Below are 21,782 nucleotides of genomic sequence, written 5' to 3' on the forward strand. Positions count from 1 at the left end.
GCATACGTTGGCGCCTGCGGGATGGTCGGCGACGGCAGGGTCTTTGTCGATCCGATCCGCGCGCGTCCGGGCGCAAGGGTCACGGTGGAGTACCTGACCGACGTCAGGTGGGACCGCCTCACCTGCACCGTCTCCCGCGGCGGGAAGGTAGTGCGCCAGGGCCGCCTGTGGGGAAGGCGTCCGTCACGTTGGGGGCGGGTGGCTGTCGGGCAGCCGCGGCCAGGGGCTCGCCTTCTTCCGGGCGGACGTGCGGTAGAAAGACACCGAAACCCGGCTGCGGCACCGCCGCAGCCGGGTCCGTTCGTCTAGTACGCCCGGGCGAACCAGACGGTGTGCTTCGCCTCGCCGCCGCAGTGGATGCAGGTGTGCTTCCGCTCAGGCGGGTCGAAGGGGATGTTCCGGGAGGTGAACTTGGTCTGCTCCTTCACCTTCGCCTCGCACGCCGCGGAGCCGCACCAGCCGGCCAGGATGAAACCGGTCAGCTCGCCGGTCTCCTCGCAGCGGGCGATGTGGGCCTTCAGCTTCTCCAGCGTGTCGACATCCAGGTGCGAGTTGGCGTCGCGGAAGGCCTTCGCCTTCTCGTACATGTTGCGCTGGATCTCCTCCAGCAGGGCCTGAACCCGCTCCACCGCCTCGTCCAGCGACACGGTGATCTTCTCGCCAGTGTCACGCCGGGCGAGGACGCACTGGTTGCTGTCGACATCGCGCGGGCCCAGTTCAAGCCGGATGGGCACGCCCCGCATCTCCCACTCGTTGAACTTCCAGCCCGGGGTCTCCTCCCGCAGGTCGGACTTCACCCGCACGCCGGCGGCCTTGAGGGCGTCGAAGAGCGGGTCGAAGCGGGCCATCACCTTGTCCCGGAACTTGGGCGGGCCGACCGGGATCATGATCACCTGGATCGGGGCCAGGCGGGGCGGCAGGGCAAGGCCGCGGTCGTCGCCGTGCACCATGATCAGGGCGCCGATCAGGCGGGTGGAGACGCCCCAGGACGTGGTGTGGACGTACTTCAGCTGGTTGTCCCGGTCGAGGAACTTGATCTCGAACCCTTTGGCGAAGTTCTGGCCCAGGTAGTGCGACGTGCCGGCCTGCAGCGCCTTGCCGTCCTTCATCATCGCCTCGATGGAGTAGGTGTCCACCGCGCCGGCGAACTTCTCGGACGGGGTCTTCTGGCCGGTGTAGAGCGGGATGGCCATCTCGGTCTCCACGAAGTCCCGGTAGAGCTCCAGGATCCGCATGGTCTCCTCCCGGGCCTCCTCCTCGGTGGCGTGCGCGGTATGCCCCTCCTGCCAGAGGAACTCGGAGGTGCGCAGGAACGGCAGGGTGCGCTTCTCCCAGCGGAACACGTTGGCCCACTGGTTGATCAGCACCGGCAGGTCGCGGTACGACTGGATCCACTGGGCGTACATGTGGCCGATGATCGTCTCGGAGGTGGGCCGCAGCGCCAGCCGCTCCTCCAGCTTCTCGCCGCCGGCCTCGGTCACCCAGGGCAGCTCGGGGTTGAACCCCTCCACGTGCTCCTTCTCCTTCTGGAAGAAGGACTCGGGGATCAGCATCGGGAAGTAGGCGTTGCGGTGCCCGGTCTCCTTGAACCGACGGTCCAGCCCGGCCTGGATGCGCTCCCAGAGCTCGTAGCCGTCGGGCTTGAACACGATGCAGCCCCGCACGGGCGTGTAGTCCATCAACTCGGCCTTGCGGATCACGTCGATATACCAGCGCGAGAAGTCCTCCGCCTGCGGCGTGATCTCCTTGACGAAACTCTTCTCTTCCTTCATGCCCAACCTCTCCTTCGATCAGGTAAAGAGCCCCCGTCCCTCTGCAGGGACGGGGGCTCAGCTCCCGTGGTACCACCCTCATTGACCGGGCAGGGCCCGGCCCACTCGTGCCCCGGTAACGGCGGGGAACCCGGCTCGGCTCAGGTCCGCGGGGGCGAACGGTCGCCGGCGGCTCCGGGGTGGGTAGCTCTCGCCGACGCTGTGCCGGCCTCGCACCGGGTGGCCGGCTCTCTGGGACAGGCCGAGCGGAGCGCTCCCCTTCAACGCCTTTTGCTACGGGTAGACTACCAGTTGATGGTGCGGTTGTCAACCGCGTTGTGAGGCGTATGGCATCCAGCCCTTCCCTCCGACGGCGGGCGGTGCACCTCCAGATGCACGCGTTCCCCGGGACCCAATCGCCCAGGCTACTCTGCCGTGCTGACCAGATCCTGCTTGGCTGCGTATCCGGCCCGCATGAACAGGGGTACCAGCGGGGACAGTGCGATCCCCGCAACGCTCAGCGCAACACGAAGCCCACGCACCGAGCCGATCCAACCGATCACCGGGCCCACGGCTGTCTGCCCGATCGCATCGGCCTGGCTGACGGTGGAGAGCACCGTTGCCCGAACCTGCGGATCGACGGAACGGACGAGCCAGCTGTTGCGCAGAGGAGCTGCGATCCCCTTGCAGAGAGATCCCACCAGGTGGCAGACCACAGCCAGGAAGAACTGGCCGCTCCAGGCGAACCCCAGGACTCCCGCAACCTGGGCTAAGGTGCAGAAGACCAGGACGAGCGCAACGGAACGTTCGTGCGACTGGTCCAGCCGCCGCTGCACCGTCTCCGTAACGGCGATCGAGAGCAGGGATGACAGGCCGGCGATGATGCCGAACCACGTGGTCGACTGGAGGTTCAGCAGTACAGGGAAGGGGATGTTCTCCAACAGGTGCGCTTCCCACAGGCGATCGTATCCCTCACCGGACATGCCTACGAAGAGCGCGATGAGCACGAAGGTGACCAGGAACGGGCTCCGGCGGATGGTGCGCAGCCCGTCGCGTGCGGTGTCCAGGGTTGCCTGCCACGAGTTCCGCCCTGTTCGAGCCGCGGGGACAAACGACGTCTCACGCATGGCGATGATCAGGAAGATTCCGGCGGCAAAGATGATCAGGGCACCGGTAAGGATGGGTGCCTGCAGGCCCCAGCGCGCAAGCACTGCGCTAGCTGCAATGCCGAGGAGAGATGCGCCCTGTTCCACCTGGCTCCCCCGAAGGTACACGCTGCCCACCGTCTCCTCGCCGATCTCGCCGGCCAGCCAGGCCTCCATCGCACCGCTGGTGAGCGTGTGTCCGATACCGCGGATCACCTCACCGATGAAGATGGCGGCCAGAGCAGGAAGGGCCCCCTCGATCGCCAGGCCGGTGCCGAGGAGGAGGGTGCCGATAATCACGGAAAGGCGCCGGCTGTAGACGTCTGCTACCACACCGGTGGGTACTTCACAGATGAACACGGTGCTTTCGAGCACCGTCCCAACCAACACTAACTGAAATGGGGTTAATCCTGCTTCGTTGATGTAGTAGACCGGTAGAAGGGTGAAGATCGTGGCAAACCCGAAGGCGAGGAACCCTGTCCAGAGATAGTAGACGGTCTGTGGCTTCAGTCTAAGCGTCGGGGGGTAAATAAGAAACCCTCCTATCCGCCAGGTGCTGTTTCTGCCCCTGGCCAGGCACATGCTGCGTCGTACCGCCCGGGGCCAGCGGGCAGGTGCGCACGCGTCGGGGCCGCCCGTAACCCAGGCGCTCGCTCATCGTTGTTCCCTGTAGCGAGGGGGGAACCGACAGTGCGCATCTCGGAGATCGACCTGGAGGCGCTGAGCAACCGCCAACTCGGCCGCCTCGTCCTGGGATACCAGCCCTACTGCGGTGAGGCTGGCGACGTCATCTTCGTGTTCGGCGGGCGGACTCTGGACCGCGTACAGCAGGCTGCAGGGCTCTACCAAGCCGGGAAGGCGCCGCTGCTACTCCTCTCCGGCGGAACGAAGTTCGGCCGGCGGGACCAGGCGGAGGCCATCGCAATGCAGGAGGAGGCGCTGCGTCTCGGCGTCCCGCCGGAGGCGATCCTGATCGAGACCGAATCCAACCACACCGTCGAAAACGTGCTCTGCTCGCTGGTGGTACTGCACCGCCGCGTGGGTCTCCACCGCATCCGCCGGCTGATCGCCGTCACCCGGCCCTGGCACGTCCGCCGGTCGCTGCTGGCGCTGCGGACCTACCTGCCGCGCTGGATCGAGGCGGTCTCATGCCCGGTGGACCTCCCCGGTTTCGACCCAGATCGCTGGTGGGACCACCCCGAGGCCGCCTGGCGGGTCCCGCGGGAGGCGCGGAAACTGGTGGCCTACGCGCGGGAAGGGTTCGTGGCCGACGAGGAGGTCGCGCTCTGACCCGTGACTATTCCGGTAGCCCCAGCTCCCGGGCACGCTCCGGGCTGATCTCCCACTCGTGCCGGCATACCCGGCATTTTGCGTGGTACCGCGTCGCACCGGTACCGGCGCCTTCACCGGACTGGCTGCGCCTGCCGAAGAGCGCACGGGCGAGGAAGCCGCCGGCGCTGCCCCGTCCGCCGGAGCGCACGGCGATCTCCACATCCGGCTCGAAGCACCGCGGGCACCGCTCCTCGGGCCTGTTCGCCATGGAAACTCCCCCTGATGCAAGACCGCAGCCCGGCCGGGCTGCGGTCAGCTGCGTCTTCCCTTACTACCCCCGAGCGTGGCGGCTGTAGCCGGTGAGCTGCTGGCCCGAGGCCTTGATCTCGGCGACCTTCTGCTCCACCAGCTCCACCAGCGACTCCACCATCTCTTCCTCGGTGGTCTTGCGCACCTGCTCGCCGCCCACGTAGAGCATGCCCACGCCGCGGCCGCCGAAGAGCGCCACGTCGGCCTCGGCCGCCTCGCCGGGGCCGTTGACCACGCAGCCCATCACGGCCACGTTCAGGGGCACGTCGATGTGCTGCAGGCGCCGCTCCACCTCGTTGGCCACCCGCACCAGGTCGATCTGGACCCGGCCGCAGGAGGGGCACGAGATGATGTTAATGCCCCGGGTGCGCAGGCCCAGCGCCTTCAGGATCTCGTAGCCCACCCGCACCTCCTCGGTGCAGTCGGTGGAGAGCGAGACCCGGACCGTGTCGCCGATGCCCTCGGCCAGGATGGTGCCGATGCCCACCGCGGACTTGATCGTACCGGCAAACGGCGTGCCCGCCTCGGTGACGCCCACGTGCAGCGGGTAGTCGACCTTCTCGGCCAGCTTGCGGTAGGCCTCGATCATCATGTCGACCCGCGAGGCCTTGATGGAGATGACGATGTCCGTGAAGTTCAGCTCCTCCAGGATGGCCACGTGCTTCAGCGCCGACTCCACCATGCCGTCGGGCGTGGGGTAGCCGTACTTCTCCAGGAACTCGTCCTCCAGCGACCCGGCGTTGACGCCGATGCGGATCGGCACGCCCCGGTCCTTGCAGGCCCGGACGACCTCCTCCACCTTCCAGCGGGCGCCGATGTTGCCAGGGTTGATGCGCAGCTTGTCGATGCCGGCCTCCAGCACCTTCAGCGCGATCCGGTAGTCGAAGTGCACGTCCGCCACCAGCGGGATCCTGCACCCCTGGCGGATCTCCTTGAAGCATTCCGCCGCCTCCATCGTGGGGGCGGCCACGCGGACGATGTCGCAGCCCGCCTCCTCCAGGGCGCGGATCTGCGCCAGCACCTCGGGCACGTTGCGCGTGTCGCACTTGGTCATGGACTGCACGGAGATGGGGGCACCCCCGCCGATCTGCAGGTTCCCCACCCGTACGGCCCTCGTCATCCTCCGCTCCGTCATCGCCCGTCACTGCTCCCTCTTTGGTACCTCTCGCTCGTAAGACTGCCGCCGGCCTGCAGCCGTTCCACAACCGTACGGACTCAGCTCCCAAGAATTGCGGCCCGCAGGTCGCCGTAGGTCACGACCAGCGTGAGCCCCACCAGCAGCAGGAGCCCGAAGAAGTGCGCCATGCCGACGAACTCCGGGTCCAGCCTGCGGCCCCGGACCGCCTCCACTGCCATGAACAGCAGATGCGCGCCGTCCAGCGCCGGGATCGGCAGCAGGTTGAACAGCCCCAGGTTGATGGAGAGGGCCGCGGTCAGCGCCAGCAGGTTGGTCACGCCGGCTGAGGCTTCCGTGGCGATCGCACGCGTCATGCCCACCGGGCCGTACAGCTCCACCGGCTGCCGCCCGGTCACGGTGTCGACCAGCCAGCCGATCCAGGTCCCGGCATACCGGCAGGTCATCGCGGGGCCCCAGGCCAGGGCTCTCCACACGGAAGGGGTCGCCTGCCGAATCCCGAGGACGTACTCCCCCTCCACCTGCACCGGGGTCAGCACCGCGCTGAACTGCCTGCCGTCCCGCGCCAGCCGGACTTCCAGCGGTGCGCCGCCCGAGCCGGCCACGCGAAGCCGGACCTCCGACCAGGCGCCGACCGGCTCGCCATCGATTTCCAGTACCAGGTCACCCGGCTGCAGCCCGGCGACGGCAACGGGACAGGGCTGCCCCCCGCACTCCGCGAGGGTCTGGCCGATGACCGGCGCCTCCGCCCACCTGGCGTAAGCGAAAGCGGAGAGCAGCAGGGAGGCCAGCAGGAAGTTCATGAGGGGGCCGGCCAGGATGGTCAGCGCCCGGGCGTAGACCGGCTTGTTGCTGAAGCCTGCCGGATCCTCGGGCTCGTCGGGATCCATGCCCGCCATGCGGACGAAGCCGCCCAGCGGAACCGCCCGCAGACTGTAGCGCGTCCCGCCCTTGGCGAAGCGGAGCACGCTGGGGCCGAAGCCCAGGGCGAACTCGTGCACGCGGATGCCGAAGAACTTGGCCGCGGCGAAGTGGCCGAGTTCGTGGACGAAGATCATGAGCCCGAAGACCGGGACCGCCCACAACCAGTGCGCCAGGGTCATGCGCTCACCACCTGTCTCCGCACAGCCGGGGCCCGCCACCCGGCGCCGTCCGCAGACGGCGTGGCGGTCACCGCCCCAGAATCGCAGACCGGAGGTCGCCGTAGGTGACCACCAGGATCAGCCCCATCAGCAGCAGGAAGCCGAAGAAGTGCACCATGTTGACCCGCTCGGGGTCCAGCTTACGGCCGCGGATCGCCTCCACCGCCATGAAGAGCAGGTGCGAGCCGTCCAGCGCCGGGATCGGCAGCAGGTTGAAGAGGCCGAGGTTGATCGAGAGGAAGGCCGTCAGCCAGAGCAGGTTGGTCACCCCGGCCGATGCCTGGGTCGCGATCTCCCGGGTGATGCCCACCGGCCCCGACAGCTCCATCGGCGCCCGACCGACCACGACGTCGATCAGCGAGACTACCCAGGCCTTCGAGTACCCGTAGGTGATCGACGGGCCCTGGGCCAGCGCCTTCCAGAAGGAGCCGCGCCGGAACGCCTGCCGGATCCCGATGAGGTAGTCGTCTCCCACCTGCACCGGGGTCAGCACAAGGTTGAGCTGCTGCCCGCCGCGCTCCACCCGGATCTCCACGGGCTGGCCGCCGGTCTCGGCCACATAGGTCGGAATGTCCCGCCAGGTCCCCACCGGCTTGCCGCCGATCGCCAGCACCCGGTCGCCGGGCTGCAGGCCGCCGACCTTCGCCGGGCACGGCTGCCCCTCGCAGTCCGTGACGATCTGGCCGATGATCGGCTCCTGCAGGGGCTCGCCCTGCACCCAGACGAAGACCGAGAGCAGGATGGAGGCCAGCAGGAAGTTCATGAAGGGGCCGGCAAAGATCGTCAGCGCCCGCGCGTGGATCGGCTTGCTGTTGAACCCGGCCGGGTCGTCCTGCTCGGACGCGTCCATGCCGGCCATGCGCACGAATCCCCCCAACGGGATCGCGCGCAGGCTGTACCGGGTCTCGCCCCGGTCGAAGCCCAGGACGCTCGGGCCGAAGCCCAGCGCAAACTCGTGCACGCGGATGCCGAAGAACTTGGCCACGGCGAAGTGGCCAAGCTCGTGCATGAAGATCATCAACCCGAAGACCGGGATTGCCCACAGCCAGTCGATCAGGGTCACGCACTCACCACCTGTTGCCGCGCCACCGCCCGGGCCCACCGGTCCGCGGCGAAAATCGCCTCCAGATCGGGCTGGTGGACCACCTCATGGCGCCCCATCACCCCGGAAACCAACTTGAAGATCCCCGTAAACGGAATCTCGCCGGCGAGGAACCGCTCCACCGCGACCTCGTTGGCAGCGTTGAGCACCGCCGGCATCGTCCCCCCCATTGTAATGGCCTGTCGCGCGTAGTTCAAGGAAGGGAAGGTCTCCACGTCCGGGCGCTCGAAGGTCAGGCTGCCCAGGGCCGCCAGATCCAGCGGCTCGGTGACGCCCTCGCACCGCTCCGGGTAGCAGAGGGCGTACTGGATGGGCAGCCGCATGTCCGTCGGACCCAGCTGGGCGATGATGCTGCCGTCGCAGAACTCCACCGCCGAGTGCAGGATCGACTGGGGATGGACCACCACCTCGATGTGCGCCATGTCCACACCGAAGAGCCAGTAGGCCTCGATCATCTCCAGCGCCTTGTTCATCAGCGTGGCGCTGTCGATGGTGACCTTGGCCCCCATGTTCCAGCGCGGGTGGCGCAGGGCAGCCTCACGCGTCACGCCCGAGAGGTCCTTCCAGCCCCGGAACGGACCGCCGGAGGCTGTGAGCAGGATCCGCCGCACCCGGGAGGGGTCCGCGCCGCCAAGGGACTGGAAGATGGCGGAGTGCTCCGAGTCCACCGGGATGATCCGCACCCCGCGGGCCCGCGCCGCGGCCATCACCAGCTCACCGGCGGCCACCAGCGTCTCCTTGTTGGCCAGCGCGATGTCCTTGCCGGCCTGGATGGCCGCCAGGGTCGGGCGCACGCCGAGGGCACCCACCACGGAGGTGAGCACCAGCTCGCTCTCGGGGTGTGTCGCCACCCGCTCCAGCCCGCCGTCGCCCCAGGCGATCTCCGGACGGTACTCGGGCGCCAGGGCCTGCAGCCGCCGGCGCAGCTCGCCGGCCAGCTCCTCGGTGGCCACCGCGAGCAGCTTCGGGCGGTGGCGACAGGCCTGATCCGCCAACAGGTCCACCTGCCTCCCGGCCGCCAGGGCCACCACCCGGAAGCGGTCCGGGAGGTGGGCGATCACGTCGAGCGCCTGGGTGCCGATGGAGCCGGTGGACCCGAGGATGGCGATGGCTTTCTTCATGAAACCAGTACTCCTTCGCTTGCAGGTATCAACGCTTGCGGCTTTCGTCGGGGAAGATCGGCAGCAGCCCCGAGGTGATCATCGCCTTCAGCAGGATCGTGATCAGCGGCCCGAAGAGCACGCCGAGGGCGCCGAAGAACTTGATGCCCAGGTAGATGGCCAGCAGCACCGCCAGCGGGTGCAGGCCCACCCGGTCGCCCACCACCTTCGACTCCAGCATCTGCCTGCTGGCGCTGACGATGGCGTAGACGATCAGCAGCTTCACGGCCAGCCAGAGGTTGCCGGTGAAGGCGGAGTAGAGCGCCCAGGGCACGAAGACGGCGCCGGGGCCGATGATCGGCAGGACGTCCGCCAGGCCGATGAGCAGTCCGCCCAGCACCACGTATCGCGCGCCGATGATGGCGAGGCCGATCATCGAGACCACGGCCGTGATCGTGATCAGCAGCGCCTGTGCCTTCGCCCAACCGATGGCGTTGTTCCAGACCTCGGTCTTCACCTGCCGGATCTGGTCGCGCCAGCCGACGGGGAAGAGCGAGAGCAGGAACGCGCCGATCTGGGAGCGGTCCCGGGCCATGAAGAACGTAGCCACCAGCGTGATGACCACGTTAATCAGGAAGCCGGGGACGCTGGTCACGATGCCCAGCTTGCCGGCCAGGCCCTCCAGATAAGTACCCAGGTGGGACTGGAGCTTGGCGAGATTGACGTTGATCTGCTGCTGCACCGTCTCCGGCAGGTTGCCGACCAGCTCCTCCAGCTTGGCGAGCAGCTGCCCCGAGAGGTCGAGGCCCGCCGTGTAGAGGTACGGGAGGTTGCTGATCAGCGTGCGGATCTCGCCCACCAGGTAGGCGATGCCCACGGTGAGCAGCCCGCCCAGGGCGCCCACCACGATCAGCAGGACCAGGGCCACCGCCAGCGACCGGGGCAGGCGGGCCCGGCGCACGAGCCAGCGGACCGGGGGCTCCATCAGTTCGGCGACCAGCAGGGCCAGCACGAACGGGAACACCACGGGCAGCCCGTAGGTCAGGAGCGCCCAGGAGATGAGCAGGAAACCAGTGAGGCCGAGCACCGAAAAGAGCCAGGTCCGGTCCAACCGCTCCACCTCCGGCACCAGCGAAGGCTCACGAGAGCCCGAATATCAGTGTCGCTATATAGTAGACGAACGGCAGGACAAACAGGCTACTGTCAAACCGGTCCAGCACGCCCCCGTGTCCCGGAAGCAGCCTGCCCGAGTCCTTCACGCCCGCGGCACGCTTCAGCGCCGACTCCGTCAGGTCGCCCAGCGTCGCCACCAGGGCGATGGCGACCCCGAGGAGCGCCCCGTGCCAGTGGAGAACGCCAACGGTCGGCGCGAGGAGCAGGCCCACCGCCGCCGCGCCGGCCACGCCGCCCAGCAGCCCTTCCACGGACTTCTGCGGCGATATCTTCGGCGCCAGCTTGTGCCGGCCCAGCGAGATCCCCACAAAGTAGGCCATGGTGTCGGCGCCCCAGGTGCAGAGGAAGGCGAGGCCCACCCACGCCAGGCCCACATCCCAGCCGCTCCCGCCGCCGAGCCTGCGCAGCAGCAGGAGGTGGCTGAAGAGCCCCACGTAGAGCACGCCGGCCAGGGTCATCAGCGCGTCGACGACGGAAAACGACTCCGGCCGGAAGAGCGACCGGGAGAGGATCACCATGGCGGAGAGGGCGAGGACCGCCCCCAGGTAGAGGCCGTCGGGCGGCATCAGCCCCGCCGTGAGCAGGAGGGCGAGCACGGCTGCGCCGCCCAGGGGCAGCGAGGGGTTGAAGCCCATGGCCCGCCCCAGGCGCGAATACTCGTAGAAGGCAACAAGGCCCATCCCCGTGACCAGCGCGAGGAGGGGCCACCGCCCGAGAAAAAGCAGGCCCAGGAACACCGGTATACCCACCAGGCCCGTCAGAATGCGAACGAGCACAGCGTCACCTGCTTTACTAGAGCTGCGGCTGGCCGGGGGCCGCCCCTGTTCAGACGGCGCCGAAGCGGCGCTCGCGGCGGGCGAACTCCCGCAGAGCCTGTTCCAGGTGCTCCCGCGTGAAGTCGGGCCAGTACACGTCCGTCACCCAGATCTCGGCATACGCCGCCTGCCACAGCAGGAAGTTCGATAGGCGCATCTCACCGGCCGTCCGGATCACCAGGTCGGGGTCCGGAAGCCCGGCCGTGTACAGGTGGCTGGCCACCGCGGCCGCGTCGATGCGGTCGGGGTCCAGCCGGCCGGCCTGAACCTCGGCAGCAAGGCTGCGGAAGGCATCCACCAGCTCCGCCTGGCCGCCGTAGTTCACGGCCAGGTTCAGGATGAGCCGGTCGTTGCCCCGCGTCAGGTTCACCGCCCGCTCGATCTCCCGCTGCTGCGCCGGAGGCAGCTCGTGGATACGGCCGATCGCGTTGATGCGCACGCCGTTCTTGTGCAGGGTCGTGGCCTCCAGCCTGCAGTACTCCAGCAGCAGGCTCATGAGGGTATCGACCTCGTCCTTGGGCCGCTTCCAGTTTTCCGTGGAGAACGCGTAGCAGGTAAGGACCTTGATGCCCAGTTCGGGGGCTGCCTTCACCACGCCGCGCAGGGCCTCGACCCCGGCGCGGTGTCCGGCGGTGCGGGGAAGGCCGCGCTGCACCGCCCACCGTCCGTTGCCGTCCATGATGATGGCAACGTGGCGGGGCCCCTCCGCCTTCGGCTCCGGCCCCGGCCCCACACCGGGGGAGGCCTCCCGCTCCCGCCGAACCATTCTGCGCAAGTCGTCTAGCACGCCTCTCCACAACCTCCCTGCCCCGGCGCCTGCTCCCGGCGCGCATACTCCCGGTGCGCCAGCACGAGGGTCAGGCCCTCGGGCGTCTCGCGCTGGGCGACGACCCTCAGTTCCCCGACCCCCACAGGGCGGCTGGGAGGAGCGGTAACCTTCCAGGTATAGGCAAGGCCGCGGTCGATCAGGATCGGCTCCGCCTCAGCCCAGGGGAGTCCGACAAGATCCCACCGCCATGAACCGCCATGCACAGGTCAGACCTCCATGATCTCCTTCTCTTTGGCGGCCATGATCTGCTCGCTCTCCTTGATGTACTTGTCCGTCAGCTTCTGCACCTCGTCCTGTGCGCGCTTGGACTCATCCTCGGAGATCGTCTTGTCCTTCTCCATCTTCTTGATCTGGTCGTTCGCGTCGCGCCGGATGTTGCGGATGGCCACCCGCTGCTCCTCGGTGCGCTTGTGGACGACCTTGACCATCTCCTTGCGCCGCTCCTCGGTCATCGGCGGGATGGAGAGGCGGATCACCGTGCCGTCGTTATTGGGGTTGAGCCCCAGATCCGAGGTGTTGATCGCCTTCTCGATCGCCTTGATCAGGGAGCGGTCCCAGGGCTTGATCACCAGCGTGCGGGGGTCGGGCACCTCGATCGTGGCGACGTTGTTCACCGGAACCGGGGAGCCGTATGCGTCAACGCGGACCTTGTCCAGCAATGCCGGCGTGGCCCGCCCGGCCCGCATGCCGGCCAGGTCCTGGCGGAAGACATCAACCGCTTTCTTCATGCGCTCCTCTGCATCCTTGATGATCTCCTTGGTCACCGGTTATACCCCCCTGACATAGGTTTGACCCACGTCCTCGCCGAGGACGACCTTGACGACGTAGTCGGGCCCCATCATGTCAAAGACGACGATCGGGATCTGGTTGTCCATGCACAGCGCGGTGGCCGTGGCGTCCATCACCTGGAGGTTCTTGGCCAGGACCTCCTGATACGTTACTTCGCCGTACTTCACCGCATGCCTGTTGACCCGCGGGTCGGAGTCGTACACGCCCTCGACGCCCTGCTTGCCCATGAGAATGGCCTCGGCCTCGATCTCGGCGGCCCGGAGTGCGGCGGTGGTGTCGGTGGTGAAGTACGGGTTGCCCGTGCCGGCGGCGAAGATGACCACCCGCCCCTTCTCCAGGTGCCGGATGGCGCGGCGGCGGATGAAGGGTTCGGCCACCTGGCGCATCTCCACGGCAGACATCACCCGGGTGTCCACGTCCTGCTTCTCGATGGCGTCCTGCAGCGCCAGGGCGTTCATCACCGTGGCCAGCATCCCCATGTAGTCTGCCGAGGCGCGGTCCATGCCCATCTGCTGGCCCAGGCGGCCGCGCCAGAAGTTGCCGGCGCCCACGACGATGGCGATCTGCACCCCCATGGCGTGGACCGCCTTGATCTGGCGGGCGATGGTGGTGAGCACCTGCGGATCCAGGCCGAAACCGTTCTGCCCGGCCAGCGCCTCACCGCTGAGCTTCAGCACGACCCTGCGGTACTTCGGTGTCTGCATGCTCAGGCCTCCAGTTCCCCGTCGGCCGCACACGGCCGATGTTCAATCGTTTCTACGTCTTCCAAAGCGTTTCCTCCAGCAAATACCGCGATTCCCGGAAGCGGCCGATTCGGCCATGAGGGCGGGAGGTGCAAACGCCTCCCGCCCCCCGACATGCTCTTACTTCAGACCGGCCTGACGCATGACCTCGTCCTGGAAGTCGTCCTGCTTCTTCTCGATGCCCTCGCCCTTCTCGTAGCGGACGAACTGCTTGACGGTGATCTCGCCGCCTGCGGTGGCGGCGACCTCCTTCACCAGGGCGCCGACGGTCTTGCTGGAGTCCTTCACCCACTCCTGCTCGAGCAGGCAGACCTCCTTGTAGTACTTCTGGATCCGGCCCGCCACCATCTTCTCGGCGATCTCAGGCTTCTTGCCCTCGTTGACGGCCTGGGCCTTCAGGATCTCCTTCTCGTGCTCGATCTCGGCGGCCGGCACGTCGGCCGGCGCCACGTAGCGGGCCTTCATCGAGGCGATCTGCAGCGCCAGCTCGTGGCAGAGGTTCTTCACCTCGGGATGGTCCGCCACGGCCTTGCTCGCGGTCGCCAGCTCGATCAGCACGCCGACCCGGCCATCGCCGTGGATGTAGGCGTGAACGCGGCCCGCCTCCGGGGCCTCGTACCGGGCGAAGCGGCGCACCTGGATGTTCTCGCCGATGCGGGCGACGGCCTCCTTGACGGTGTCGCCCAGGGCCTCCTGCAGCGCCTCCATGTTCGCCGGCTTGGTCTTCAGCACCAGCTGGGCCACGTGGTTGCACAGGTCGATGAACTGCTCGCCCTTGGCCACGAAGTCGGTCTCGCAGTTGACCTCGACCAGCACGCCGTGCCGGTCGCCCTCCTCCACGATCGCGTAGACGCGGCCGTCAGCAGCGACACGGCCGGCCTTCTTGACAGCGGTGGCCAGCCCCTTCTCCCGCAGGTAGTCAATCGCCTTGTCGAAGTCGCCGTCGGTGGCGATCAGCGCCTTCTTGCAGTCCATCATGCCGGCTCCGGTGCGGGCCCGCAGGTCAGCGACCATTTTTGCGGTAATCTCGGCCATGTGCAAACTACCCCCTGTTGGTTAGGATTCCACCTTCCGGGACATTGGATACCAGTTTTTGGTCCGCACGGTCATAACGGACCGGGGGACGCGGCGTGCCGTCCACTCTCCCCCGGCATGCCCCCCGCCTGGCGCAGGGGATCCGTATTCCTATAGAAAGGCGGGGCGACCAAGGCGTCAATCCCGTCTCGTGGGATAGGCTTCCTCGAGTCCGCCCCGCTCATGCTCAACTGCAGCTACTCCGCCTCCACGTCCACGCCGGCCTCGAACTCCTCGGCCGGCTCGGCGTCCGCAGCCGCCTCCTCAACCTCGTCGACCGTGGCGGAAGCGTCCACACCCTGGCGGCCCTCGATGACGGCGTCGGCAATCTTGCTGGTGAGCAGCTTGACCGCACGGATGGCGTCATCGTTGCCCGGGATGATATGGTCGATCTCGTCAGGGTCACAATTGGTGTCGACGATCGCGACGATCGGGATCCGCAGCTTCCGCAGCTCGGCCACCGCGATGCGCTCCTTGCGGGGGTCGATCACGAAGGCCATGTCGGGCAGGCTCTTCATGCCCTTGATGCCACCGAGGTACTTCTCGAGCTTCTCCCGCTCGTGCTGCAGCTGGGCCTGCTCCTTCTTGGTCAGCTTGGTCCAGTACTCGGTGCCCTCGATCTCCTCGAGCTCGATCAGGCGGTTGATGCGCTTCTTGATGGTCTCGAAGTTGGTCAGCATGCCGCCCAGCCAGCGCTGGTTGACGTAGAACATGCCGCAGCGCTCGGCCTCTTCCCGCACCGCATCCTGCGCCTGCTTCTTGGTGCCGATGAAGAGGATCTTCCCGCCGTCGGCGGCCATCTGCCGCACCGCGTTGTAAGCGGCGTCGACCATGCGGACGGTCTTCTGCAGATCGATGATGTAGATGCCGTTCCGCTCGGTGAAGATGTACTCCTTCATCTTCGGGTTCCACCGGCGGGTCTGGTGACCGAAGTGGACACCCGCCTCGAGGAGCTGCTTCATGGAAATCACAGACACGGGTAACATTCACCTCCGCTGATTTTGGAGCCTCCGCCCGCCTCATCCCGCACCGGAACTGCCCTGAGGCAGCATCGCCGCTGTGGTCGACGGACGTGTGTAGTCACACACCAACCGATATCTTAGCATAATCAGGGGACAGTGGCAAAGGGTTTTCGCAGCTAGAGTCCAAACCACGTCCGGATCTGTTCCGGTGTCGCCCCCTGCGCGACCATCGCCGACAGGTTACGGAGAAGCAGAACCGTGTCCGGCGCGTAGCGCGCCTCGCCGCCCGGGCCGGGTGCGGTCAGGCAGCGCATCTGGGCCGCGAACCGCTCGCTGAACCAGCGCAGTTCGGCGGCGCTGATTCCGGCCTGGACCAGCAGTTCGCGCTCTGTCAGCCAGTCTGTCACGCCCGCTCCTCCCTCTGCCGCGCATGTTCACACCCTTACATACGAAACGCCCCGGCGCCTGGTTCACGCCGGGGCGAACCCGCGAGTAACCGTCACCGGGCACGGATGCGCACGGGAACCGGTACGCCGGGCGCCACCCGCACCTCGAGCCGCTGCCCTTCCAGCACCTCCGCCACCCGCTCCTCTGCCAGGGCCGCCGCGCGCTCGGCGATGCGCTCGGCCAGCGCGTCCATGTCCACCACACCCGCGACCGCGTCCACCCCGGCCCGCACCGCCTGGTCGAGGGCCTGCTCCACCTGCACCTCGGCCACCTCGGGCAGGTCGAACGTCATCCCGCCCAGCTCCACCCGCAGTTCGCTCAGGCGCCGTCGGGCCTCCGCGCTCACCTGCGCCGGCACCTCGGCGCGCACAGCCTCCAGGGCGGCGGGCAGCTCCCGGCGAACGGCCGACCGGACCTCGGCCGCCACCCGCGCCGAGAGGGCGCCCGTCTCCACCGTCACCACCAGCCCAGCCTGCATCAGGTAACCCAGGGCGAGCGCCAGTACCGCGGCCGCGGCCCCGACCCCGGCCACCACGCCCCGCAGAACCCACGCCGAACGCTCTCCTGTCAGCATGTCCCCGCTCATCCCGCACACTCCCCCGCCCGGGGCGCCATCCGCGACGCGACCCCGGCTACCACGAGGGTATGCCGGGGTTGATATGTACATGCCGTCAGACCTTCACGTCGAGGCGGCCCGTGCCGGCCGGCTGCTCCTGCCGGGGCGCCGGCGCCTGACGCTGCCGGCGCTCGCCGCCGGAGCGCGGCCCTGCCTGGGCGCCGCCCCGCTGCTGGGCGTCGGGGTTGATCGTCGGCTTCTCGGCCTCCGTGCGGCGCCGCACCTGCTTCTGGCTCCGCTCTCCCTCCTGCACGACCTGCGTCCCCAGCACCTGCTGGAACGCGTGCGGGTACTGCTCGTTCTGCTGCACGGCACGCCCTGCCTCCGTGAGGCGCGGCAGCATCGTGAGCGAGTCGATCGGTCGCACCGACATCGTCAGACACCTCCCACCGGTGACCTCCGCGTCGACATGTCACCTCGGCGCTAGTAGGCCGGCACGAGCACCACCGAGCCGTCCTCGCCGATCACGAAACAACTGTTGGTCGACTCATCCACAACGGTGTGACGTTCTGCGCCAATCGTGACCCGCACCCCGGGGTAGACCGCGGTGATTGCCTTCACGCACGCCCCCGGGACGGGCGTGAACTGCGCCTGCAGGGCCGCAGCCCGGGCGGCCAGCTGCTCGCGCTCGGCGGCGGTCAGCCGCTTGCTCTTCTCGATAAACTGCGAAGACGGGCGGGGCCTGTTCCGGTCACCGGCGGGCTGTTCAGGGTAGGCTGTGCCGCGGCCGGCGTAGCCGAACCGCTCCTCCACCTGGGCGAGCCGCTCGCGGATCTGCTCCAGCTCCGCCCGCACTGCGGGCGGCACGCCGACCTGCAGCTCGGTTGCCGTCCCGCTCGGGGAGCCGATGATCTGCGCGCTGATCTCGCGCAGCGCCCGGATCCGGCCGCCCACGATGGAGCTCCGGCCGCTGGTCACGATCACCTGCTCGCCCGAGACGCGCGAGCCCAGGATGCTGTCGGCCACCACCACGTCGGCGCCGGCCTCCACCTCGGCCGACTCGATGAACCGGCAGCGCACCTTGCCGCCGACCTTGATCTGGCTGCGGCCGCCGCCGACGATGCCGTAGCGCACCAGCAGGTCGCCGCCGGCCTCCACGCTGCCGCCCATGATCCCGCCGTGGACCTCGACGTTCTGGCCCGCCTTCACGGTGAACCCCTGCGTCACGTCCCCGCGCACGATCACGGTGCCGACGAAGTCGATATTGCCGGTGGCGTAGCCCACGTCGCCCGGCACGACATACACCGGCGAGACCGTCACCTCCCCGCCGGCGGAGATGGAGGCGTGGCCCTCCACCTGGGCGATCACGGCCTGCTTGTCGGGCGAGAGCCGGGTCCCCTGCCCCGCCAGCAACCGGACATCCCGGCCGGGGCGCGGCTTGATGGTGCGCCCGAACACGTCACAGCCGGGCTCGCCCTCGGTCGGCGGCTGCCGTCGGGCCAGCTCCGTGTCCTTCGCGACGTTGCGCACCATGTTCAGGTTGAAGAAGTCGGCCCGGCCGTCCTCGGTGAGGCGCGGGTAGCCCGAGGGCGTCTGCAGCAGCGGGTGGTGGATGATTGCGCCGTCCTGGCCGTCGACCGGCCGCCGGCCCTCGGCCACCACCACGCCCGCGCGGACCTGCGGATGCCCCTTCTCGGCCATCTCCACCAGGCGCGCGATCGCCTCGTGGTCAATGCCGTAGGTTACCCGGTGCGCGGCCAGCGCCGCCAGCACGTGCTCCACCGTGACCGGCTGGCCGCCCGGTTCGGGCGGTATGATGCGCGCCTCCACGGTCATGTTGTCCGGGGCGATCGTGAGCTGAACCTCACCATCGCGCGGCGCGTTCTGGTCGGTTCCTTGCGTCACGCCCCAGTCACTCACTGAGCACCCCTCCCCGACAGACTCACACCAGACCCTTCTTGCGACGACGGCGTTGCTCCGCGAAGATGTACTTCACGATCTGCTCCCGGTCCCGCTCCTCGATGGCGCTGAAGCGCACCCCGAGCCGCACCGGCCCCTCCGAGTCCGTCGCTCGGCGGACGACCTCGGCCTCGGCGGGGATCAGCTGCTTGGGCAGGTGGATCACCAGGTCGAGGCGCGTACCCACGGGGAACTCCTCTTCCGTCACGATCTGCGCGCCGCCGCCGCTCAGATCGATCAGGCGCCCCGGCTTGAGCTGCACCTTGCCGCCCTCCTCCCGGTGCGTACCGCTCAGGACGTACTCGATGGGCAGGCTGACGTCCAGCCGCACGAAGTCGCGCAGCTGCAGACTGCGAATGGCGCTGGGCTCGGGCCGGGTGAGGATCAACCCGGGAGTGGCGTCGTTGGCCCGCTGCACGACCGTGGCCTCGAAGCCGATCCGGTCGCCGCCCTCCAGGTACTCGACGACCACCTCGTCGCCCGGCATCAGCGGAACCAGGGCGGAGCCGAACATCGGGTGCGCCACCCGGATCGTCGACGCATCCACCGCCTCCATGTACGTCGAGTAGCGGCCCTTCCAGGGGCCCTGCGGGATGAAGATCGTCACTCGCTGGTTGATCGTGGGCAATCGCACGGGCCATATCCTCCTTGGTCTGCGTGTGGCCGCTAGCCCCCGGGTGCATGCAGGTGGCAGAGGGGCTTCCGGGAAGCTAGTCCGCCTGGTCCCGGCCTTCGGTGAGCGGGGTGTGGCAGGCACGCTTGAACTCGACCACTCGGCGGATGACCTCGTCCACCGACTCCTCCACGATCAGCTTGTGCCCTGTGGTCAGCGTAACGACGGTATCCGGGGTCGCCTCGACCGTCTCGATCAGGTCGGCGTTGACGACGAACTCCCCACCCTTCGCCCTGAATCGCCGGAGCTTGATCACGGCGCCTCCCCCTTCTGGTCTTGGCCTCACTGGATAAGCATGGTCAAGGGCAAATGGTCAAAGGCAGACACTAGCTCTAGCGAAAAGTTCGCTCTCCGCCACGCAGTTCCCTTCTGCGCGCGGGCCGGACGAAGGAAAACCCCACGCAGCTTGGCGTGGGGTGAGGTTGTTCGCCTTCTTCAGCGGAGCTTCCGCAGTTCCTCCACCAGGCGGTCGTTCAGCACCTTGATGTGGGTGCCCTTCATGCCGAGCGACCGGGACTCAATAACGCCGGCGGACTCAAACTTGCGCAGGGCGTTGACGATGACGGAGCGGGTGATGCCCACCCGGTCGGCGATCTTGGAGGCGACCAGCAGGCCCTCGTTCCCGTCCAGCTCGTCGAAGATGTGCTGCACGGCCTCCAGCTCGGAGTAGGAGAGCGTGGCCAGCGCGATCTGCACGGCGGCCTTCTTGCGGGCCTCCTCCTCCAGCTCGCCCGCGTGCGCCCGGAGGATCTCCACGCCGGCGACGGTGGCCGCCAGCTCGGCCAGGATCAGGTCCTCGTCACCCAGCGACTCGCCCCTGGCGAGCACGAGGGTGCCGAGCCGCTCGCCGCCGCCGTTGACGGGCACAATGGTCACGAGGCCGCCCCGCATCTGGATCTCGCTGCCCTCGCGGACGATGGTCAGGTTCTCCTGGGATGCGTTGGGCGTCGTCTCGTCCACCTTCATCAGGGCGTTGTTGTACTCCTCGGTGAACGTCGCGTTCTGATAGGACTCGACTTCCCCGCTCGTCAGCCCGAGCCCGAGGATCTTGCCCTTGCGCGATGCAACGTAAACGTCGGCCCCCACCAGATCGGCCAGCACACCGGCCAGTTCGTTGAAGTTGACCTGGGTTCCAGCGCTCTTCTGCAGCAGGCGGTTGATCCGACGGGTCTTCTCCAGCAGTGTCTTCATTGAAAATCTGCCTCCATTTCGGTCTTCCTATGTGATGGCAATTAGGTGCGGCCCTGCCAAACGCTTCCCTTCCTGACAGCCGCCCCGGCTGTCTCCATGTGTTCTAGGTCATGCGCCGACTACTCTGTCTCAAAGCTAATGATGCCCCAACTCTCTGCTAAATCAATCGCCTCCGCTGCCAGGAATGCAAAAAAGGGGTGTATGTGGGTCGCCGCCGTGAAGGTCGCGGGAACCATCACGTGCCAGAACGGCCTGGGACGCCCAAACTGACCAACACGTCAGGAATCACCGCCCGGCTGAGTCCGCCGCTGGCGCGGGTGCGCCGCCAGGTACTGCTGCCGCAGCCGCTGCGTGGTGACGTGCGTGTAGACCTGAGTCGTGGAAAGGCTGGCATGTCCCAGCATCTCCTGCAGGGCGCGGAGGTCCGCACCGCGGTTCAGCATGTGGGTCGCGAACGAATGGCGCAGCTTGTGCGGGCTGATGTGGCGGTTCAACGCCATCTGTTCGATGTACCGGTCCAGGAGGCGCCGCACCGACCGATCGGAGAGCCGCATGCCCAGCTTGTTGAGGAACAGCGGCTGCCGCGCCTCCGGAAGGGCCTGGTCCTTCGCCGGGGCCCGTGCCCGCAGCTCGGGCCAGGCGCGAGACAGGTAGGCGCCAAGCGCCTGGAGCGCCTCGCTCCCCACCGGTACGGCCCGCTCCTTCCGCCCCTTTCCGTACACCACCACCCATCCGTCGCTGTAATCGATGTCGCCCCTGTTCAGGGCAACCAGCTCGCTCACGCGCAGGCCCGTGGCGTACAGCAGCTCCAGCAGCGCCCGGTCGCGCAGGCCGAGGGGCGTGCTCGTGTCCGGCTGGGAGAGCAGCCCGCCGACCTCCTCCTCGTCCAGGAAGACGGGGAGCCGCCGCTCCAGCTTCGGGGTGTGCACGCCGGCCACGGGATTGGAGGTGACCAGGTCGGACTTCAGCAGGTACTTGAAGAAGGAGCGCAGGCACGACAGCTTGCGCGCGATGGTCCGCCGGCTGAACTCCTGGGACTGGAGGTAGGCGAGGTACGACCGGATCGTCAGGTGCGTCACGGCGCGCAACTCGGGCAGGCCCACGGCAGGGGCTGCGGCATACTCGCCGGTGGCGAAATCGTGCCGGCGAGTGCGCCCGCTGCTGCGCCCCCCCACCACCGGGACGCTGGTGCCGCCGCTGGCCAGCCAGGCGTAGAACTGTTCCAGGTCGAGCCGGTAGCTGCGCAGGGTGTGATCGGATGCCGATTTCTCCACGGACAGGCGGGTGAGAAAGCCAGCGACCTCCGGACCGAGGTGTTCCCCAGCAGGACCGGCCGTCACCTGTGCGCACCTCCCCTGCCCGCCAGCCACTTTGTTACGGGGCTTATCCAATCGGTCTCTATCCTAGCATAGAGTGTGTCCAGAAGGCAAGGCCACAATTCAGAAAATACCTCTACCCGGTGCCAATTTACGCTCTCCGATTTTCGCCACTTAATGGCGGCTTGCTTCTACTTTCACGAGAAATCGACGGGTTTCCATGGTCTTCCACTCAGATGACAGTTTTGTTACAACCTCTCGGCAGGCGAAAAGCGCGCAGGATGAAGTGCTGTCCGGGG

The 21,782-nt window shown here is 67.8% G+C and carries 24 protein-coding genes; 1 reads left to right on the plus strand and 23 read right to left on the minus strand.

Annotated features, from left to right (window positions below; all coding sequences use genetic code 11):
• Positions 1-305: 305 nt before the first annotated feature.
• Both proS and J2Z79_RS05280 read right to left on the minus strand, forming a co-directional pair.
• The gene (proS, locus tag J2Z79_RS05275; protein ID WP_209465817.1) at positions 306-1,772 is read right to left on the minus strand and encodes a proline--tRNA ligase; all 1,467 of its coding nucleotides are present in this window, start codon (positions 1,770-1,772) and stop codon (positions 306-308) included.
• 404 nt (positions 1,773-2,176) lie between these two features.
• Positions 2,177-3,478, minus strand: coding sequence for an MFS transporter (locus J2Z79_RS05280; RefSeq protein WP_209465818.1), 1,302 nt, complete (start codon positions 3,476-3,478; stop codon positions 2,177-2,179).
• Positions 3,479-3,586: 108 nt separating this feature from the next.
• On the opposite strand from J2Z79_RS05280, the gene J2Z79_RS05285 reads away from it, so the two are divergent.
• Positions 3,587-4,186: a YdcF family protein gene (locus tag J2Z79_RS05285; protein WP_209465819.1), complete on the plus strand. Its 600-nt coding sequence runs from the start codon at positions 3,587-3,589 to the stop codon at positions 4,184-4,186.
• Positions 4,187-4,193: 7 nt separating this feature from the next.
• Here the strand turns inward: J2Z79_RS05285 and J2Z79_RS05290 are convergent, their stop codons facing one another.
• From J2Z79_RS05290 to xerC, 21 genes are all read right to left on the minus strand, one after another.
• Entirely contained in the window at positions 4,194-4,436 is a 243-nt protein-coding gene (locus tag J2Z79_RS05290; RefSeq protein ID WP_209465820.1) for a hypothetical protein, read from the minus strand.
• Positions 4,437-4,499: 63 nt separating this feature from the next.
• The gene (gene ispG, locus J2Z79_RS05295; RefSeq protein ID WP_209465821.1) at positions 4,500-5,612 is read right to left on the minus strand and encodes a flavodoxin-dependent (E)-4-hydroxy-3-methylbut-2-enyl-diphosphate synthase; all 1,113 of its coding nucleotides are present in this window, start codon (positions 5,610-5,612) and stop codon (positions 4,500-4,502) included.
• 80 nt (positions 5,613-5,692) lie between these two features.
• Entirely contained in the window at positions 5,693-6,715 is a 1,023-nt protein-coding gene (locus tag J2Z79_RS05300) for a M50 family metallopeptidase (RefSeq protein ID WP_209465822.1), read from the minus strand.
• A gap of 67 nt (positions 6,716-6,782) precedes the next feature.
• Entirely contained in the window at positions 6,783-7,817 is a 1,035-nt protein-coding gene (locus J2Z79_RS05305) for a M50 family metallopeptidase (protein WP_342589419.1), read from the minus strand.
• A complete protein-coding gene (locus tag J2Z79_RS05310) occupies positions 7,814-8,977 on the minus strand; it encodes a 1-deoxy-D-xylulose-5-phosphate reductoisomerase (RefSeq protein WP_209465823.1) in 1,164 nt (387 codons plus the stop codon). The genes J2Z79_RS05305 and J2Z79_RS05310 overlap by 4 nt, the downstream gene beginning before the upstream one ends.
• Before the next feature lie 28 nt (positions 8,978-9,005).
• A complete protein-coding gene (gene ytvI / locus J2Z79_RS05315; protein ID WP_209465824.1) occupies positions 9,006-10,067 on the minus strand; it encodes a sporulation integral membrane protein YtvI in 1,062 nt (353 codons plus the stop codon).
• Positions 10,068-10,095: 28 nt separating this feature from the next.
• A complete protein-coding gene (locus J2Z79_RS05320; protein ID WP_209465825.1) occupies positions 10,096-10,905 on the minus strand; it encodes a phosphatidate cytidylyltransferase in 810 nt (269 codons plus the stop codon).
• A 49-nt stretch (positions 10,906-10,954) separates the two neighbouring features.
• Entirely contained in the window at positions 10,955-11,710 is a 756-nt protein-coding gene (locus J2Z79_RS05325) for an undecaprenyl pyrophosphate synthase (protein WP_209465874.1), read from the minus strand.
• A 14-nt stretch (positions 11,711-11,724) separates the two neighbouring features.
• The gene (locus tag J2Z79_RS05330) at positions 11,725-11,976 is read right to left on the minus strand and encodes a hypothetical protein (protein WP_209465826.1); all 252 of its coding nucleotides are present in this window, start codon (positions 11,974-11,976) and stop codon (positions 11,725-11,727) included.
• A 3-nt stretch (positions 11,977-11,979) separates the two neighbouring features.
• The gene (gene frr / locus J2Z79_RS05335) at positions 11,980-12,537 is read right to left on the minus strand and encodes a ribosome recycling factor (RefSeq protein ID WP_209465827.1); all 558 of its coding nucleotides are present in this window, start codon (positions 12,535-12,537) and stop codon (positions 11,980-11,982) included.
• 3 nt (positions 12,538-12,540) lie between these two features.
• Positions 12,541-13,266: a UMP kinase gene (gene pyrH / locus J2Z79_RS05340; protein WP_209465828.1), complete on the minus strand. Its 726-nt coding sequence runs from the start codon at positions 13,264-13,266 to the stop codon at positions 12,541-12,543.
• A 159-nt stretch (positions 13,267-13,425) separates the two neighbouring features.
• On the minus strand, positions 13,426-14,340 hold the full coding sequence (gene tsf / locus J2Z79_RS05345; RefSeq protein ID WP_209465829.1) for a translation elongation factor Ts: 915 nt from the start codon (positions 14,338-14,340) through the stop codon (positions 13,426-13,428).
• A gap of 236 nt (positions 14,341-14,576) precedes the next feature.
• Entirely contained in the window at positions 14,577-15,356 is a 780-nt protein-coding gene (rpsB, locus tag J2Z79_RS05350; RefSeq protein WP_209465830.1) for a 30S ribosomal protein S2, read from the minus strand.
• Between the two features lie 161 nt (positions 15,357-15,517).
• The gene (locus tag J2Z79_RS05355; RefSeq protein WP_209465831.1) at positions 15,518-15,748 is read right to left on the minus strand and encodes a MerR family transcriptional regulator; all 231 of its coding nucleotides are present in this window, start codon (positions 15,746-15,748) and stop codon (positions 15,518-15,520) included.
• Positions 15,749-15,840: 92 nt separating this feature from the next.
• A complete protein-coding gene (locus J2Z79_RS05360; protein ID WP_209465832.1) occupies positions 15,841-16,374 on the minus strand; it encodes a hypothetical protein in 534 nt (177 codons plus the stop codon).
• Positions 16,375-16,459: 85 nt separating this feature from the next.
• Positions 16,460-16,777: a hypothetical protein gene (locus J2Z79_RS05365; RefSeq protein ID WP_209465833.1), complete on the minus strand. Its 318-nt coding sequence runs from the start codon at positions 16,775-16,777 to the stop codon at positions 16,460-16,462.
• A 50-nt stretch (positions 16,778-16,827) separates the two neighbouring features.
• Positions 16,828-18,264: a flagellar assembly protein A gene (locus tag J2Z79_RS05370; RefSeq protein WP_209465834.1), complete on the minus strand. Its 1,437-nt coding sequence runs from the start codon at positions 18,262-18,264 to the stop codon at positions 16,828-16,830.
• A 22-nt stretch (positions 18,265-18,286) separates the two neighbouring features.
• On the minus strand, positions 18,287-18,937 hold the full coding sequence (locus J2Z79_RS05375; RefSeq protein ID WP_209465835.1) for a flagellar brake protein: 651 nt from the start codon (positions 18,935-18,937) through the stop codon (positions 18,287-18,289).
• 76 nt (positions 18,938-19,013) lie between these two features.
• Positions 19,014-19,232, minus strand: coding sequence for a flagellar FlbD family protein (locus J2Z79_RS05380; protein WP_209465836.1), 219 nt, complete (start codon positions 19,230-19,232; stop codon positions 19,014-19,016).
• 179 nt (positions 19,233-19,411) lie between these two features.
• Positions 19,412-20,167: a GTP-sensing pleiotropic transcriptional regulator CodY gene (codY, locus tag J2Z79_RS05385; protein ID WP_209465837.1), complete on the minus strand. Its 756-nt coding sequence runs from the start codon at positions 20,165-20,167 to the stop codon at positions 19,412-19,414.
• Positions 20,168-20,445: 278 nt separating this feature from the next.
• Positions 20,446-21,507, minus strand: coding sequence for a tyrosine recombinase XerC (gene xerC, locus J2Z79_RS05390; protein ID WP_209465838.1), 1,062 nt, complete (start codon positions 21,505-21,507; stop codon positions 20,446-20,448).
• Positions 21,508-21,782: the final 275 nt, after the last annotated feature.

Source organism: Symbiobacterium terraclitae, assembly GCF_017874315.1.
In the GTDB taxonomy this organism is placed as follows: domain Bacteria; phylum Bacillota; class Sulfobacillia; order Symbiobacteriales; family Symbiobacteriaceae; genus Symbiobacterium; species Symbiobacterium terraclitae.